The organism is Actinomadura sp. WMMA1423 (assembly GCF_006547145.1).
Lineage (GTDB): Bacteria > Actinomycetota > Actinomycetes > Streptosporangiales > Streptosporangiaceae > Spirillospora.
Genome location: NZ_CP041244.1, coordinates 3,589,748 through 3,605,205 on the forward strand (window position 1 = coordinate 3,589,748; position 15,458 = coordinate 3,605,205).

The window sequence follows — 15,458 nt, forward strand, 5'->3', positions numbered from 1 at the left end:
AGCAGAACGGCGGTGGGGCAATGGAAGCGGGCCGGGAGGACGCGTGCACGAATTGACCGTCACGGAGAGCGTCATAGCGGCAATTTCTACCCAATTGCCCGATTCGCGGGTGGTGGTGGTCCACCTCGAAATAGGGAGACTTTCCGGAGTCATGCCGGACGCGGTGCGTTTCTGCTTCGAACTGGCCGGCGAGGGGACCTGCGTCGAGGGCGCGCGGCTCGACATCACCGAGCCGGAGGGCGTCGGCGACTGCACGGCCTGCGGGGCCTCGTTCCCCGCGCGCGATCCGCTCGCGGTGTGCCCGTGCGGCAGCGCCGACGTGGTGATCAGCGGCGGCGCCGACCTGACGATCAAAGCGGTGGAGGTCGCCGACGATGTGTGAGAGCTGCGGCTGCGACGGCGGGGACGCCGCGCGCCTGACGACCCTGACGGCCCCCGGGCACGTCCACGGCGACGCCGGGGAGGTGCGCGTGCACGGGCACGTCCACGACATGGGGCACGACCTCGGGCATGAGGAGGAGGGGCACGTCGTCCCGCTGGGCCGCAGGGTCCTGGCCCGCAACGACGAACTGGCCGCCCGGAACCGGGAGTGGCTGGCCGAACGCGGCATCACCGCGCTCAACGTGATGAGCTCCCCCGGTTCGGGGAAGACCACGCTGCTGGAGCGCACGGTCGCCGACCTGGGCGACGACCGGCCGATCTCGGTGATCGAGGGCGACCAGGAGACGCTGCTGGACGCGCGGCGCCTCATCGCGGCCGGGGCCCGGACCGTCCAGGTCAACACCGGCGCGGGCTGCCACCTCGACGCCGCGATGGTGGCCGGTGCGCTGGCCGCGCTGGCGCCGCCGGACGGCTCGACGGTGTTCGTCGAGAACGTCGGAAACCTCGTCTGCCCGGCGCTGTTCGACCTCGGCGAGCGGGCCCGCGTCGTGCTCATGTCCGTCACCGAGGGCGCCGACAAGCCGCTGAAGTACCCGCACATGTTCCGCGGCGCGGACGTCCTGCTGCTCAACAAGACCGACCTGCTGCCCTACGTCGACTTCAACGTGGACGCCTGCCGGGACGCGGCCCGCCGGCTGTGCCCCGGGCTGCTCGTCCTGCCCGTCTCGGCGACGCGCGGCGACGGCCTGGACGCCTGGTACGACTGGCTCGCCGAGGCGGCGAGCGGCGCTTGACCTGGAGCGCGCTCCAGCACCTAGCGTTCAGCGCGTCCGCCCAACCCAGCGCGTTCGCCTGACGAGGAGCACGCATGCAGTACCGCAAACTCGGTCGTACCGGCGTCGAGGTCAGCACCCAGACCCTCGGCGCGATGATGTTCGGCGCCGTCGGCAACCCCGACCACGAGGAGTCCGTGCGGATCGTCCACCGGGCGCTGGACGCCGGGATCAACTTCATCGACACCGCCGACATGTACTCCACCGGGGAGAGCGAGGAGATCGTCGGCAGGGCCCTCAGGGGCCGCCGCGACGACGTCGTCCTCGCGACCAAGTTCTTCTTCCCGCTCGGCGAGGAGCGCAACTCGCGGGGCGGCTCGCGGCGCTACATCGTCCGCGCCGTGGAGGACAGCCTGCGCCGCCTCGGCACCGACCGCATCGACCTGTACCAGATGCACCGCCGCGAGTGGGACACCGACCTCGAGGAGACCCTCGACGCGCTCACCGACCTCGTCCGCCAGGGCAAGGTGCTGTACGTCGGGTCGTCGTCCTTCCCCGCCGACTGGATCGTCGAGGCGCAGTGGGCCGCCGAGCGCCGGGGCGGCGTCCGGTTCGTCTGCGAGCAGCCGCAGTACTCGATCTTCGCCCGGTCGATCGAGGAGTCCATGCTGCCCGCCGCGCGGCGGCACGGCATGGGCGTCATCCCGTGGAGCCCGCTCGCCGGCGGCTGGCTCACCGGCAAGTACCGGCGCGGCGAGCAGGCCCCCGAGGGCGCCCGCTTCGCGCCCTCGGACAACCCGGTGTGGCGCGGCCGCACCGTCGACGCCGACCCCAGCGCCTCGGCCCGCTACGACGCCGTGGAGCGCCTCGGCAAGATCGCCGAGCAGGCGGGCCTCTCGCTGACCCACCTGGCCCTCGGGTTCGTCGCCGAGCACCCGGCGATCACCTCGACGATCATCGGGCCGAAGACGATGGCGCAGCTGGAGGACCTTCTCGCGGCCGCCGACGTCCGGCTCGACGCCGCCATCCTCGACGCGATCGACGAGGTCGTCCCGCCGGGGACCGACATGGCCGGCATCAACCACAGGACGGGCAACCCGTCCCTGGAAACGGGCCACCGCCGCCGGTCCTGAACCACCGGTCGTGGACAGGGCCCCGGCCCCGGCGTGACCGCGCCGGGGCCGGACCGGTCAGCGGATCAGCGGGTCGCGCGGCAGGCCGAGGATGCGCTCGGCGATCTGGTTGCGGGTGATCTCGGAGGTGCCGCCCGCGATCGACATGCCGCGCGACCCGAGGCGCATCAGGCCCGCGAACTGGCCGAGCCCCTCGTCGAACGCGGTCTCGGGCCCGGCGAACTCCGCGAGGAGGGCGGCGGTGGCGTGGCCGTGCTCGGCGAGGACGAGCTTGGTGATGTTCCCCTCGGGGCCCGGCTCGCCGCCCGCGACGGCGCGCTCGGCCGAGCGGAGGTTGAGCAGCCGGAGGGCCTGCTCCTCGGCGGCGTACGCGCCGACGCGCTCGGCCGCCGCCGGGACGCGGTCGCCGCGCTCGGCGTAGAGCCGGAACACGTCGGGTCCGGGCGGGCCCCCGACGCCGCCGCCGATGCTGACCCGCTCGTTGCCGAGCGTGGCGCGCGCGACCGACCAGCCCTTGTCGGGCTCCCCGACGACATCGGCGTCAGGGACGAAGACGTCGGAGAAGAACACCTCGTTGAAGTCGCTGGCGCCGGTCGTCTGGCGGAGCGGCCGGACCTCCACGCCGGGGTGACGCATGTCGACGACCACCATGGTGACGCCCGAGTGCTTCGGGGCGTCCGGGTCGGTGCGGACGGTGGCGAAGCCCCAGCGGCAGTACTGGGCGCCGCTCGTCCACACCTTCTGGCCGTTGACGATCCAGCCGCCGTCCGTCCTGACGGCGCGGGTCTTCACGGCGGCCGCGTCCGAGCCGGCCTCGGGCTCGCTGAACAGCTGGCACCAGACCTCCTCGCCGGTGAGCGCCGGGCGCACCCACCGGTCGATCTGGTCCTGGGTCCCGTGCTGGACGAGCGTGAGGATCACCCAGCCGGTGATGCCGAGCTGGGGGCGCTTCACCCCGGCGGCGCGGAACTCGTCCTCGATGACGAGCTGGAGCCCAGCGCTCGCCTCCACGCCCCAGGGGCGCGGCCAGTGCGGCTGGACGTAGCCGGTCTCGATGAGCCTCTCGCGCTGCTCGGCCTTGGGCAGCGCGGCGATCTCCCGGGCCAGCTCGCGGATCTCCGGGCGCCGCGCCTCGGCCTCGGGCGGCAGGTCGAGGCTCGCCTCCCGGACGACCCCGGCCGTCCGCAGCCGGGTCACGTCGCGCTCCGCCGCGTGCGGGTCGCCGACCGCCTCCAGCGTGGCGGCCCGGCGCAGCAGCAGGTGGGCGTCGTGCTCCCAGGTGAAGCCGATCCCGCCGTGGACCTGGATGTTCAGGCCGGCATTGGCGGTGAACGCGGGCAGGGCGAGCGCCGCCGCCACGGCCGCCGCCAGCTCGAACTGGTCGGCCGGGCCGGAGGCGGCCCGCGCCGCGTCCCACACCGCGGCGGTGGCCAGCTCCGCGGCGACGAGCATGTTCGCGCAGTGGTGCTTGACCGCCTGGAACGTCGCGATCGGCCGCCCGAACTGCCGGCGCACCTTCGCGTACGCGGTGGCGGTGTCGACGCATTCCAGCGCGCCGCCGACCGCCTCGGCGGACATCAGCGTCCGGGCGACGGCGGTGGCGTGCGCGCGGGCGCCGGGGAGGACCTCCACGGCGGCGCCGTCGAGCCGGACGCGCGCGGAGCGGCGGGCCGGGTCCAGGTTCCCGGGCACCTCGACGGTGACGCCCGGCGCGTCCGCCCGCACCACGACCAGGTCGTCACCGGCGGGCAGGACGAGCAGTTCCGCGAGGCCGCCGCCCAGCACGACGCCCGCGTCCCCGGTCGCGGCGCCGCCGGTCACGGTGAGCGAGCCGTCCAGGCCGAGGGCCGCCGGGGTCGCGCCCGACGCCAGGCCGGGCAGGAGCCGGGCCCTGCGCTCCCCGTCGCCGTCCGCCGCGAGCGCGGCGGAGGCGATCATCGTCGGCAGCATCGGGCCCGGCGCGGCGGCGCGGCCGAGCTCCTCGGCGACCACGACCAGCTCCGGCAGGCCCGCTCCCCCGCCGCCGTGCTCCTCGGGCAGGTGCAGGCCGAGCAGCCCGAGCGCGGCGAAGCCCGTCCAGAAGGCGGGCAGGGTCTCGCTCTCCGCGTCCAGCAGGGCGCGGTTGGCGGCCCGCGCCTTCTGGTCGCGCAGGAACGAGCGCGCCGTCCGTGCCAGCTCGCGGTGTTCGTCGCTGATGGCGATCGCCATTGCCCCTCCAGGCTTTCCGTCCTGTCCAGAACACTAGAATGGCATTCGGTTACTGTCCAGGGCGAGGGGGCGCCGGATCAGGCGGTGGCCTCCACCTCCGCGCGGGTCAGCGCCGGGTCGGGCGCGGTCGGCGCGGTGGAGGCGACCGGCGCCGACGCGCCCGCCGCGACCCGGGCCCGCGCCTGGCGGAACTCCGGCAGCGGCCCGGTGGCGTCGTGCAGGGCGTTGAGGGCGACCCAGAGCGCCGTCCGGCGCAACCGCAGCGCCACCGGGTTGGGCGGCTGGTAGAGGGCGAGCTTGCGCGCCCACTCCGGCAGCATGTCGCGGGCCGCCCAGTCCATGAACGGGCTGCCGGGCTCCCACGGCCTGGCCTTGCTGTCGCGCAGGTTGGGGCCGGTCCCGAACGCCTTGATCGGGGTGAGCGCGAGGCGGGGCAGGTAGGACTCCAGGCACTCGGCGACCTCCGCCTTGGTGGCGGGCAGGTCCGTCCCGCCCAGGGCCTCGCCGACGCGGACGAACTCGCGGTAGTAGCGCTCCAGGCCGTCGCCCCTGAGCGGGCGGCGGTGGTAGCGCTCGTGCGCGGTCGCCAGCCCCCACACGACGGTGGCGTAGTTCCAGCGCAGCCACTCGGGGTCGTCGGCGTCGTAGGGCAGCCCGTCCGGGCGGGTGCCCTTCACCGTGTGGTGCATGGCGCGGACGGTCCGGGCGAGGCGCTCGGCCGTCGCGGTGGAGCCGTAGGCCGTCCCGATGAAGAACGACAGGGAGTGCCCGAGCCGCACCGCCGCGCCCTCGGGGTCGATGCCGCCGGTCGGGATGCCATCGGCGCGCTCGGGGATGCGGGAGTGGTCGTAGGCCATCCAGCTGATGCTCGGGTCCAGGCCCTCGATGTAGGCGGCGCCGACCAGCCCGAGCAGGAGGGTCGGCAGGTGCGAGTGGACGTACCAGACCGCGCTGCCGGGCCCGAACCAGCCCGGGTCCCCCTCCGGACCGGCGAACTCCAGGCCGCGGAAGAACCTGGATCGGATCTCGGCGTCGAAGGTCCGCTCGAACCGCGCCCCGATGATGTTGGTCCTCGATGACATGCCGCACTCCCGGGCCCATTCTGGTGACAGGTGTATCCAGAGTAAGTGTCTGGGTACAACTGTGTCCAGACTTCGGGGGCGAGCGGCCGCGCGGGGGTAGGGTGACCGGCATGGCGAGCACGCGCACGGCCGCGTCCACACGGTGGGCCGGGGTCCCCGCGAGCAGGCGCCGCGACGAGCGGCGCGCCATGCTCGTCCGGGCCGCGTTCCGGCTGTTCGGAGAGGAGGGCGAGGCGGGCCTCACCGTCCGCGCCGTCTGCCGCGAGGCCGAACTGCACACGCGCTACTTCTACGAGGGCTTCGCCGGCACCGGCGAGCTGCTCGCCGCCGTCTACGACCGGGAGGCCGCCTCGCTCGGCGACGTGCTGGCCCGCGCCCTGGACGAGGCGGGCCCCCAGCCGGACGTCCGCACCCGCACGGGCATCCGCGCCGTGCTGAGCTTCATCAGCGACGACCCCCGGCGCGGACGCGTCCTGTTCGCCGAGGCGCGCGGCAACGAGGTGCTGGCCGAGCGCCGCCGCGCCGCGCAGACCGCCCTGCTGGAGGGCGTCCTCGCGATGAGCCGCGCCGAGAGCCCGCCGCTGGCCGTCGTCGTCGCCGCGACGATGTTCACCGGCGCGATGACCGAGCTGGCGCAGCAGTGGGCCGACGGCCGGCTGGGCGACGACCTCGACGCGGTGGTCGACAGCGCCGTCGAGCTCTCCCTCGCCCTGCACGCCAAGGCCGCCCCGCACCTCGCCGGCGGGTAGGCCCGTCTCACCCCGGCGTGCGCGCGACGTAGACGGTGTTGGCCGCGGTACCGCCCTGGACGGGATTGGGGAACTCCACGACGTGCGCCGCCGCGTCGGCGAACACCCCGTCGAGCACGGCGGTGAAGCCGTCGTCGGGGGGCTCGTTCGACCAGAGGGCGAAGACGCCGCCGGGGTGGAGCCGGCCGGCCAGGCGGCCCAGCGTCTCGGGCCGGTAGAACGAGGCGTGGCCGGGGTCGAGGACGTGGCGCGGCGAATGGTCGATGTCGAGCAGGACCGCGTGGAAGCGGGCTTCCGGATCTCCCGGGTCCAGCCCGTCCGGCGAGGAGGCCATGGCGAAGAAGTCGCCCTGGACCAGCCGGCAGCGGGAGTCCGTCGCCAGGCCCTCGCCCAGCGGAACCAGCCCCGCCCGATGCCATTCGATGACCTCGCCGAGGGCCTCCACCACCACGAGCGAGCGCACGCGGGGATCGTCCAGGGCGGCCTGCGCGGTGTAGCCGAGGCCGAGCCCGCCCACGACGACGTCGAGCGCCTCGCCCGGCGCGGCGGCCAGGCCGAGACGGGCGAGTTCGGTCTCGCCCTCCGTCCACAGGCTCGACATCAGGAAGTCGTCGTCGAGTTTGATCTCGTAGACGTCGACGCCCGAGGCGGGGTCCCTGCGCCGCCGGAGGCTGATGTCGCCCTTGGGCGTCGGACGCCAGTCGAGCTCTTCGAAACGTGCGCCCATGGGTCCACATCCTCGTGAGGTCCGGTCGGTTCCGCGGGGCCCGCGCCCCGTGCGAGCCGTCTCCGCCGACTCGCCCGCACCGAGTTCTACGTAAGGTTAGGTGCGCGAGGCGGTGACGGGATCCGGAACGGCGACCGCCGCCCGCGGTTGGAGGCGTCCGGCGGTACGGGCGCGGCACGGGAGAGGAGCACGGTGAGCGCCGGAATCGGGACGCCGGAGGACGTCGCGGCGGAGGCGGCGCGGCGCCGGACCTTCGCGGTGATCAGTCACCCGGACGCGGGCAAGTCCACCCTGACCGAGGCGCTGGCGCTGCACGCGCAGGCGATCGAGCAGGCGGGCGCGGTCCACGGCAAGGCCGGGCGCCAGGGCGTGCGGTCCGACTGGATGGACATGGAGCGCTCGCGCGGCATCTCCATCACCTCCTCGGTGCTGCGGTTCGAGTTCGGCGGCGCCCTGCTGAACCTGCTCGACACCCCCGGCCACGCCGACTTCTCCGAGGACACCTACCGCGTGCTCGCCGCCGTCGACGGGGCGATCATGCTGCTGGACTCGGCCAAGGGCCTGGAGGCGCAGACCCTCAAGCTCTTCGACGTGTGCCGCCACCGCGGCATCCCCGTCATCACGTTCGTCAACAAGTGGGACCGGCCGGGCCGCGAGCCGCTGGAGCTGCTGGACGAGGTCGAGCAGCGCATCGGCCTGCACCCGGCTCCGCTGAACTGGCCGGTCGGGGTCGCGGGCGACTTCCGCGGCCTGATCGACCGCGCCGACGGCTCCTACACCCGGTTCCGCCGCACCCCCGGCGGCGCCACCCGCGCGATCGCCGAGCGCGTCCCGGCCGACCGGGCCGCCGCCGAGGAGGGCGGGGCCTGGACGACCGCGACCGAGGAGCTCGCGCTGCTCGACGAGATCGGCGCCGTCCTCGACATGGACGCCTTCGCCGCCGGCACCAGCACCCCCGTGCTGTTCGGCGCCGCGCTGCCCAACTTCGGCGTGGGCGCGCTGCTGGAGACCGTCCGCGAGCTCGCGCCCGCGCCCTCCGCGCGCACCGACGCCGAGGGCCGCGCACGCCCGGTGTCCGCGCCGTTCTCCGGGCAGGTGTTCAAGGTCCAGGCCGGGATGGACAAGGCGCACCGCGACCGGCTGGCCTTCATCCGGGTCTGCTCGGGCCGGTTCGAGCGCGGCATGACCCTCACCCACGGCCCGACCGGGCGCCCGCTGGCGACCAAGTACGCCCAGACGGTCTTCGGCCGCGACCGCTCCACCCTGGACGCCGCCTACCCGGGAGACGTGATCGGCCTGCCGAACACCACGGGCCTGACCGTCGGCGACACCCTGTACGCCAAGACTCCCGTCGCCTTCCCGCCGATCCCGGCGTTCGCCCCCGAGCACTTCATGGTGGCGCGGGTCAAGGACAACAGCCGGACCAAGCAGTTCCGCCGCGGCATCGAGCAGCTCGACGGCGAGGGCGTCGTGCAGGTGCTGCGCAGCGACCTGCGCGGCGACCAGGCCCCCGTCCTGGCCGCGGTCGGTCCGCTCCAGTTCGACGTCGTCACCGCGCGGATGGCCGACGAGTTCGGCGCGCCGGTGGAGCTGAACCGCCTCGACTACACCACCGCCCGCGTCACCGACAAGGAGTCCGCCGAGACGCTCGCCGGCCGCCGCGGTGTCGAGGTCCTCACCCGCACCCTCGACGGCTCCTACATCGCGGTCTTCGTCGACAAGTGGCGGGTCCGCGCCATCGAACGCGAACACCCCGACGTCACCCTCACCCCCATGCTCGCCGCCGGCGTCTCCGACTGATCCCCGGCCGTCCGTTCCGGCTCTGTCGGCACTCTTCGCCGCAGCCGGGGCGGACGGGGCGGCGTCGGCGTGCCGTGTCCGTGCGGGTGGCGGGTCAGGGGCCGGTGCGGTCGAGGTAGGCGCGGCGCTCCTCGGGGTCGAAGTCGCCCGGTGGGCGGTGGCGTGTGACGACGCGTTTGAGGGTCTCCAGCGCGGGTTCGGGCAGGGCCTGCTCCAGGGCGCCCATGGGGGCGAGCCAGCGCGGCACGGTGACCTCCCGGCGGCCGTGCCGGGCGCTGGCGACGATCGCCTCGGCGACGTCCTCGGGCCGCAGCGTCGGCTGGAGGTCGAGGGAGACGCCGGAGGTGAGCTCGGTACGGGTCGCGGCGGGCATGATCGTGGTGAGGGTGACGCCGGTCCCGTGCAGCTCGGCCCGCACGGCGCGCGACAGCGCCGCCACGGCGAACTTGGTCGCGCAGTAGACCGCGATGCCGGGAGTGGTCACCTTGGCGGCCATGGACGCCACGTTCACGATGTGGCCGCGGCCCCGGGCGACCATGTCCGGCAGGACGAGGTAGGTGCCGTTGACGACGCCGGCCAGGTTGACGGCGATCTCGTGGTGGTGGCCGGCCAGCGACTGCTCGGAGAACGCGCCCATCCGCATGATGCCCGCGTTGTTGACCAGCATGTCGATCGGGCCGTCCGCGCGGGCGGCCTCCAGGAACGACCGGAAGCCCTCCGGCTCGGTGACGTCCAGCAGACGGCCCTTCACGCCCAGGTCGGAGGCCGTCTCGGCGACCGCGGCGCCGTCGACGTCCCCGATCCACACGCGCGCGCCTCGGGCGGCCAGCGCGGCGGCCGTGCAGCGGCCGATGCCCCGGGCGGCGCCGGTCACGCACACCACCGCGTCCTTCAGCTCGATCATGCGCGCAGCCCGGCGACCGGTTCGCGGAGCGCGAAGTGGGCGACGGTGCGGATCTCGCCGCTGCGCATGGTCAGCAGGGCGCGGCCGAGGTAGAGGCCGGGGACGAGTTCCACGATCTCGTCGCGGGTCCGTTTGATGGGGAACGTCCGCACGCTCGGGTTGCGGTAGGCGGGGACGCCGTAGTCCAGGGCCAGGACCGGGATGTGCGGCTCGATCAGGCCGGTGCCCAGGGCGTGGTCGAAGTCGAACCCCTCCAGCGCCTTCCCTCCGCGGCGCAGGCCGCGGTAGCCGGGGGCGATCACCCACATCGCGTACCGGGCGAGCGGGATGAGCCGGTTGAAGCCGGTTCCGGAGGCGGCGTCGAAGGTCTTGCCGAGCCAGGTCGGGTCGATCGCCAGCAGCGGGTTCGCCAGCCGCGCCTCCGGGATCGCGAACAGACTGCCGACGATCAGGCCCTCCAGCCTGCCGTCCAGCTCCCCCGGGGCCCGGCCCCGGGCGAACAGCGCCGAGATCGCCGCGCGGTCGTCCTTGCGGCCCAGTTCGCGCAGGTACTCCCAGCCCGCGACCCGGGCCCGGCAGGGCGACTCGGCGGCGAGCGCCCGCAGCTCGTCCAGCAGCGGATCACCCGATCCCGCGGCTTCGCCGTCCGGTCGCGGGACCGCGGCGGCGGCACGTTCGGTGGTCATCGGGAACCTCCCACATCGGATCTGGTACTTTTTTGTACCAGATTGCGGGCGGGAGGTGTCAAGAGCGGGTCCCGCGGGATGCCACGATGACCTGGTGGCAGAGGAGACGGTCCGGGGGCGCGCCTACGGCGGCCAGTCCGCCGACCAGCGCAGGGCGGGCCGCCGCCTGCGGCTCGTGGACGCCGCCCTCACCTCCATGGCCGACGGCACCTGGCGGGCCGAGACCGTCGCGCGGCTGTGCGGGCGGGCGGAGCTGAACAAGCGCTACTTCTACGAGAGCTTCACCGACCTCGACCAGCTCGCCGTCGCGGCCATCGACCAGGTCTCCCAGGAGGTCGGCCAAGCCGCGCTCGACGCCTACGCCGCGGCCGCCGGCCGCACCTTGGCCGACCAGGCCCACGCCGCCATCGGCGCCGTCGTCCACACCCTCGCCGACGACCCCCGCAAGGCCCGGGTCCTGTTCGGCACGGCCGGCGGCCCGCCGCTGATCCAGCAGCACCGGACCGCCGCCGTCCAGGGCCTCACCGGGATCCTCATGGACCACGCCCGCGCCATCCACGGCGTCGAGCTCACCACCGACACCCTCGCCCGGACCGCCCCGCCCTTCGTCGTCGGCGGCACCGCCGAGACCATCCTGGCCTGGGTGAACGGCACCGTCGCCGTCCCCCTGGACGCCCTCATCGACGACCTGGCGACCCTGTGGCTCATCACCGGCAACGGCGCCGCCGCCCACGCCCGCCACCGCGTCCGCAACCCCTGACCAGGGCCGGGCCGCCGCGGACTACGAGGCGATGAACGGGGCGGCTCGCCGTCAAGGCGCCTGCTCTCCCGTGACCGGCCCGGCCGGATCATCCTGCGGGCGCACGAGCATGAGGGCCTCCGCTTCGAGGATCAGGGCACCCTCGGCGTCGACCGCGGCCCAGCGGTAGTGCTGGACCACCTTGCCGGAGGAGGTCACCGCGGACGTGCCCGGTGTGAGTTCGACGTGCAGTGTCGTGCCCGCCTTGAGCATCTTCAGGAAGCGGACCTCGCGCAGGCCGACGAGGGCGATCGCATGGTCGAGCAGGCCCGACTGCTCGACCAGACCGCCCACCAGGAGCAGGACGCCCTGACCCGGCATCGGGGCGCGAACGCCCTCGGCCCGTTGCCGGGGGTCGGGGTTGAACAGCGGATGAGTGAAGCCCCCGAGCCCGACGAGGCCGTCGATGAGGGGCTGGGTCACCTCGACCGGCGGCGTCCTGAACGTCTCCGTCATCGGCTGTTCCAGACCGGGCGGCGCTTCTCCACGTACGCGCGGTAGCCCTCGTCGGCGTCGGCGACCTCCTCGTGGAAGCGGGTGAACAGCTCCCGCTCCAGGCGCAGCCCCTCGGCCAGGGTCACGTCCGGGGCGGCGTTCAGGAGCCGCTTGATGGTCGCCGTGACGGCACGGGAGCGGTCGCCGAGCGCGTCGGTGAGCCGGGCCACCTCCTCCGGCAGGTCCGCCCGCGGGACGCTGGCGAGGGCGAGGCCCCAGTCGACCATCTCCGGGCCCGTCAGCCAGCGCCCGGCGAGCAGCAGCGCGCGGGCGCGCTGGTCCCCGATCTTGCGCGGGGCCCGCTGGGACGCCCCGGCCCCGGGCACGATCCCGAAGTCGCTGTGGGTGTCGCCGACCTTCGCCTCGTCGGCGGCGATGACGAAGTCGCAGGCCAGCAGGAGCTCGAAGCCGCCGGCGCGGGCGAGCCCGTTGACCGCCGCGACGCTCGGGAGCGGCAGCGCCTCCAGCCGGTCGAGGAACTCGTGGTAGCGCCGGATGAAGGGCAGGAAGACCCCCGGCGGATCCGCGAAGCACTCACCGAGGAAGCCGATGTCCATCCCGACGCAGAACGCCCGCCCGGCCCCGGTGATCACCAGGGAGGTCAGGGCGGGGTCCCGCTCGGCCGCGTCCAGGGCGGCGTTCAGACCGTCAAGGGTGTCCGGGGACAGGCTGTTCATCCGGTCCGGGCCGTTCAGCGTGACGGTCATGGCCGTCCCGGTCACCGTCGCGTCGACCGTGGTCATGAGCGTGGTCCCCTTTCGAGGTCGGCGGTCTCCCGCACGAAGCACAGCAGGGTGCGGGCGTAGTCGTCCGGGGCGCGCAGGTGCGGCTGTCCGGGCAGGCCGGGCAGGACGGCGAGGCGAGCGTCGCGCGCCAGTTCCATGGCGATGGGGTCCTTGGGGGCGAGCATGTCGAATTCGGCGTCCAGCAGGAGGACGGGCACGTCCAGCGCGGCCAGCGCCTCGGAGGGGTCGTGGCGGAACGCCGCCCGGTAGGCCCAGTCGTAGCGGTCCGCCACCCGCATCAGCTCCACCGCCGCCAGATGAAGCATCCCGGGCGGGACGTCCGGCCCCCAGGTGCGCTGGAAGCGCTCCACGGCCCAGCCGAACTGCGAGCCCTCGGCGTCGACCGGCGCCTCGGGCGTCCAGTCCGCGAGGAACGCGGCCCGCTCGTCCGCGTCGAACAGCGGGACGCCGCTCAGGACCAGGCCGCGGGCGCGCAGGCGGGCGGCCGCCGCGATCGCGAGGGAAGCCCCGGTGTGCACGCCGCCGAGGACGGGGCGCTCCATCCCGATCGCGGCCGCCGCCTGGGCGAGCACTCCGCCGTAGTCGGGTATCTCGAAGCCGGGCCCCGGCGGCGGGTCGGAGGCCCCGTACCCGGGAGTGTCGAACGCGACCGCGCGGACGTGCCGGCCGAGCAGGGGCAGGACGTCCTCGTAGACGGCCGAGGAGAGGGGCGATTCGTGGAAGAGGCCGATCCAGGGGCCGGAGTCGCCGTTGATCCGGTAGTGGACCTGGCCCCAGCCGGTGTCCGCGTAGCCGCCCCTCGTCCTCAACTCGCCGCCACCTTCACCAGCAGCCGGGCGCCCTCGGCGGTCTCCAGCGGCGGGCCTTCCGCTCCGGCCGGGATGGCGATCAGGGAGCAGGGCTCCAGCCCGGCGCCGCCGGCGGTGAGCACGCCCTCGGTCGAGATGAGGAACCGCTCGTGCCGGGCGGCCGGGACCGGCCGCGACCAGCCCGCGGGCAGGTCGACGAGCACCGAGGCACCGGCCGCGACCGCGTTGCTGCTCAGCGTCTTCGACCTCAGGCCGGGGACGCCCCGGTCCGCGAGCCGGGTCACCGTGTCGTCGTGCTCGCGCCAGACCATGAACCGGCCCTCCTTCCTGCGCACGTAGCCCCGGGGCCCGATCGGGTCGGCCGGGCCGGGACGGGCATGCCGCCCCGCGTCCTCGTCCGGGCGCACCACCCGGGAGACGCGGCCGCTGCCGTCGGCGGGGGATTCGCCCTCCATCATCAGGAGGCACTCGAAGCCCTCCGCGGTCGCCGCCGAATGCACCCAGCCGGGCGGACGCCAGAAGTAGTCGCCGGCCTCGAACACCCCTTCGGCGGTGAGCTCGACCCGGCCGCCGAGGAAGAGCGCCTCTTCCACGCTGTCGTGGTACGCCTCGCAGAGGTCGCGGTAGCCCGGATCCGTGCGGACGTGGTCGATGCGGCGGGACGTCACCGGGTCGTGCCACAGGGACCGCATCCAGTAGCGGGACAGCAGCCCGGCGACCCGGTCCGGATCGCCGAGGTTGTCCCGGAAGGCCGGCTCCATCGTGTCGTAGACGTCGCGGCCGTTGACCCAGGGAACCGCCCCGCCGTCGACGATCGTCACCTCACCCGGCACCGGGACCTCCTCCGCCAAGGGAAACATCAGACATTAAAGTAACCTGGTCCTTCAGCGCCCTGTCAATGCCCAGGTATCTCTACAGATGAGGACCTCATCCCGACGCTTGACATCCACAGCGCCATACATCAGATTTATCGAATCAGCGAAGGAGAGGCGTGCTGGGTACGAAACCGTTCGAGGAGGGCGCCGAGCGCGGCGACCTCCGCGCGATGATCGGGTCGCTGCTCGCCAGGGAACTGCCCCGGGACCGGGCGCTCGCCCTGGACCGGGAGGGGCGGTTCCCCGCCGGCGCCTGGTCGGCGCTCGGTGCCGCCGGGCTGCTCGGGCTCGGCGGAGACGAGGCGGCGGGCGGGACGGGCGGGACGGTGGGCGACGCGCTCGCCGCCGTGGAGGAGATCGCCCGCGTGCTGCCCAGCCTCGCGGTCGACTACGTCGTCTGCGGCATGGCCATGCGGATGCTGGCCGACGCCGCCGGCTCGGCCGCGAGCGCCTGGCTGCCCGGGATCGCGTCCGGGGCGAGGATCTGCTCGTTCGGGATGAGCGAACCCGACGTCGGCACCGACCTGCTGAACCTCCGCACGTCCGCCCGGGTCGAGGACGGGCGCTGGGTACTGCGGGGGCAGAAGCTCTGGATCTCCCTCGCGCACGAGGCCGACATCGCGTTCGTCGTCTGCCGCACCGACCCGCCCGAGGAGGGCCGGCGGGCCGGCGGCCTCAGCGTGGTCGCCGTCCCGCTCGACCAGCCCGGCGTCACCGTGCGCCGCGTCCCCCTCGCCGGCATGCGCGCCGCCGGGACCTGCGAGATCTACTTCGAGGACGCGACCGCGCCGCTGGAGAACCTCGTCGGCGAGCGGGGCCGCGCCATGTCGCTGCTCGGCCGAACGCTCGACATCGAGCGCGTCCTCGCCGCCGGCCTGAGCCTCGGCATCGGGCGCGCCGCCCTGGACCTGCACCTGTCCCACCTGCGCGAACGTGAGGCGTTCGGCGGCCCCATCGGCCGCTTCCAGGCCCTCCAGCACGCCGCCGCGGACTCGGTCGCCGACCTGTCCGCGTCCCGGGCCCTGGTGAACACCGCCGTCCGCGCCATCGAGGACGGACGGGCGTCCGCCGCGCTGACCGGCGCCGCCAAGCTGGTCGCCGCCGAGTCGACGGCCCGGATCGTCGACCGCGGCATGCGCGCGATGGCCGCGCAGGGCCTCGCGGAGGAGTCGGCGATGCAGATGTACTTCCGGGACGCCCGGCTCCAGCTGTTCAGCCCCGTCAGCAACGACATGATCCGCAACATCCTCGGCGAGTCGCTCGGCCTGCCGAGAAGCTACTGATTCGGGAG

General features: G+C 74.1%; 16 protein-coding genes. 7 read left to right on the forward strand and 9 right to left on the reverse strand.

Translation table 11 applies throughout. The features are described from left to right. The first annotated feature begins 43 nt into the window (after positions 1-43). The 3 genes from FKD65_RS16565 (at position 44) to FKD65_RS16575 (ending at position 2,287) form a co-directional block, all read left to right on the forward strand. Entirely contained in the window at positions 44-382 is a 339-nt protein-coding gene (locus tag FKD65_RS16565) for a hydrogenase maturation nickel metallochaperone HypA (protein ID WP_141578351.1), read from the forward strand. Further along, positions 375-1,175 carry a hydrogenase nickel incorporation protein HypB gene (gene hypB / locus FKD65_RS16570; RefSeq protein WP_141578352.1) on the forward strand — a complete coding sequence of 267 codons (801 nt, stop codon included), beginning with the start codon at positions 375-377 and terminating at the stop codon, positions 1,173-1,175. The genes FKD65_RS16565 and hypB overlap by 8 nt, the downstream gene beginning before the upstream one ends. Before the next feature lie 74 nt (positions 1,176-1,249). Next, positions 1,250-2,287 carry an aldo/keto reductase gene (locus tag FKD65_RS16575; protein ID WP_141578353.1) on the forward strand — a complete coding sequence of 346 codons (1,038 nt, stop codon included), beginning with the start codon at positions 1,250-1,252 and terminating at the stop codon, positions 2,285-2,287. Between the two features lie 57 nt (positions 2,288-2,344). On the opposite strand, the gene FKD65_RS16580 is transcribed toward FKD65_RS16575, so the two are convergent. Both FKD65_RS16580 and FKD65_RS16585 read right to left on the reverse strand, forming a co-directional pair. Further along, entirely contained in the window at positions 2,345-4,495 is a 2,151-nt protein-coding gene (locus FKD65_RS16580) for an acyl-CoA dehydrogenase (RefSeq protein ID WP_141578354.1), read from the reverse strand. A gap of 77 nt (positions 4,496-4,572) precedes the next feature. Continuing rightward, positions 4,573-5,577: an oxygenase MpaB family protein gene (locus FKD65_RS16585; RefSeq protein ID WP_141578355.1), complete on the reverse strand. Its 1,005-nt coding sequence runs from the start codon at positions 5,575-5,577 to the stop codon at positions 4,573-4,575. A gap of 110 nt (positions 5,578-5,687) precedes the next feature. Here FKD65_RS16585 and FKD65_RS16590 point away from each other — a divergent pair, with 110 nt between their 5' ends. Further along, positions 5,688-6,326: a TetR/AcrR family transcriptional regulator gene (locus FKD65_RS16590; protein ID WP_141578356.1), complete on the forward strand. Its 639-nt coding sequence runs from the start codon at positions 5,688-5,690 to the stop codon at positions 6,324-6,326. Positions 6,327-6,333: 7 nt separating this feature from the next. Here the strand turns inward: FKD65_RS16590 and FKD65_RS16595 are convergent, their stop codons facing one another. Beyond that, positions 6,334-7,053, reverse strand: a complete 720-nt coding sequence (locus FKD65_RS16595) for a spermidine synthase (RefSeq protein WP_141578357.1) — start codon at positions 7,051-7,053, stop codon at positions 6,334-6,336. Between the two features lie 192 nt (positions 7,054-7,245). Here FKD65_RS16595 and FKD65_RS16600 point away from each other — a divergent pair, with 192 nt between their 5' ends. Continuing rightward, a complete protein-coding gene (locus FKD65_RS16600; protein WP_141578358.1) occupies positions 7,246-8,853 on the forward strand; it encodes a peptide chain release factor 3 in 1,608 nt (535 codons plus the stop codon). Positions 8,854-8,947: 94 nt separating this feature from the next. On the opposite strand, the gene FKD65_RS16605 is transcribed toward FKD65_RS16600, so the two are convergent. Together FKD65_RS16605 and FKD65_RS16610 are read right to left on the reverse strand one after the other, a co-directional pair. Beyond that, positions 8,948-9,757: an SDR family oxidoreductase gene (locus FKD65_RS16605; RefSeq protein WP_141578359.1), complete on the reverse strand. Its 810-nt coding sequence runs from the start codon at positions 9,755-9,757 to the stop codon at positions 8,948-8,950. Next, positions 9,754-10,443, reverse strand: coding sequence for a hypothetical protein (locus FKD65_RS16610; RefSeq protein ID WP_205718684.1), 690 nt, complete (start codon positions 10,441-10,443; stop codon positions 9,754-9,756). The genes FKD65_RS16605 and FKD65_RS16610 overlap by 4 nt, the downstream gene beginning before the upstream one ends. Positions 10,444-10,537: 94 nt before the next feature. On the opposite strand from FKD65_RS16610, the gene FKD65_RS16615 reads away from it, so the two are divergent. Next, on the forward strand, positions 10,538-11,203 hold the full coding sequence (locus FKD65_RS16615) for a TetR/AcrR family transcriptional regulator (RefSeq protein WP_141578360.1): 666 nt from the start codon (positions 10,538-10,540) through the stop codon (positions 11,201-11,203). Between the two features lie 51 nt (positions 11,204-11,254). Here FKD65_RS16615 and FKD65_RS16620 read toward each other — a convergent pair whose 3' ends face one another. The 4 genes from FKD65_RS16620 to FKD65_RS44275 are packed head-to-tail and all read right to left on the reverse strand — an operon-like array spanning position 11,255 to position 14,125. Then, entirely contained in the window at positions 11,255-11,698 is a 444-nt protein-coding gene (locus tag FKD65_RS16620) for a hypothetical protein (RefSeq protein WP_141578361.1), read from the reverse strand. Continuing rightward, a complete protein-coding gene (locus tag FKD65_RS16625; RefSeq protein ID WP_141578362.1) occupies positions 11,695-12,480 on the reverse strand; it encodes an enoyl-CoA hydratase/isomerase family protein in 786 nt (261 codons plus the stop codon). The genes FKD65_RS16620 and FKD65_RS16625 overlap by 4 nt, the downstream gene beginning before the upstream one ends. Further along, entirely contained in the window at positions 12,477-13,292 is an 816-nt protein-coding gene (locus FKD65_RS44270; protein WP_168221066.1) for an alpha/beta fold hydrolase, read from the reverse strand. The genes FKD65_RS16625 and FKD65_RS44270 overlap by 4 nt, the downstream gene beginning before the upstream one ends. Then, entirely contained in the window at positions 13,289-14,125 is an 837-nt protein-coding gene (locus tag FKD65_RS44275; protein WP_168221067.1) for a hypothetical protein, read from the reverse strand. Before FKD65_RS44275 ends, FKD65_RS44270 begins: the two co-directional genes overlap by 4 nt. Positions 14,126-14,283: 158 nt before the next feature. On the opposite strand from FKD65_RS44275, the gene FKD65_RS16635 reads away from it, so the two are divergent. Beyond that, on the forward strand, positions 14,284-15,450 hold the full coding sequence (locus FKD65_RS16635) for an acyl-CoA dehydrogenase family protein (protein ID WP_141578364.1): 1,167 nt from the start codon (positions 14,284-14,286) through the stop codon (positions 15,448-15,450). Positions 15,451-15,458: the final 8 nt, after the last annotated feature.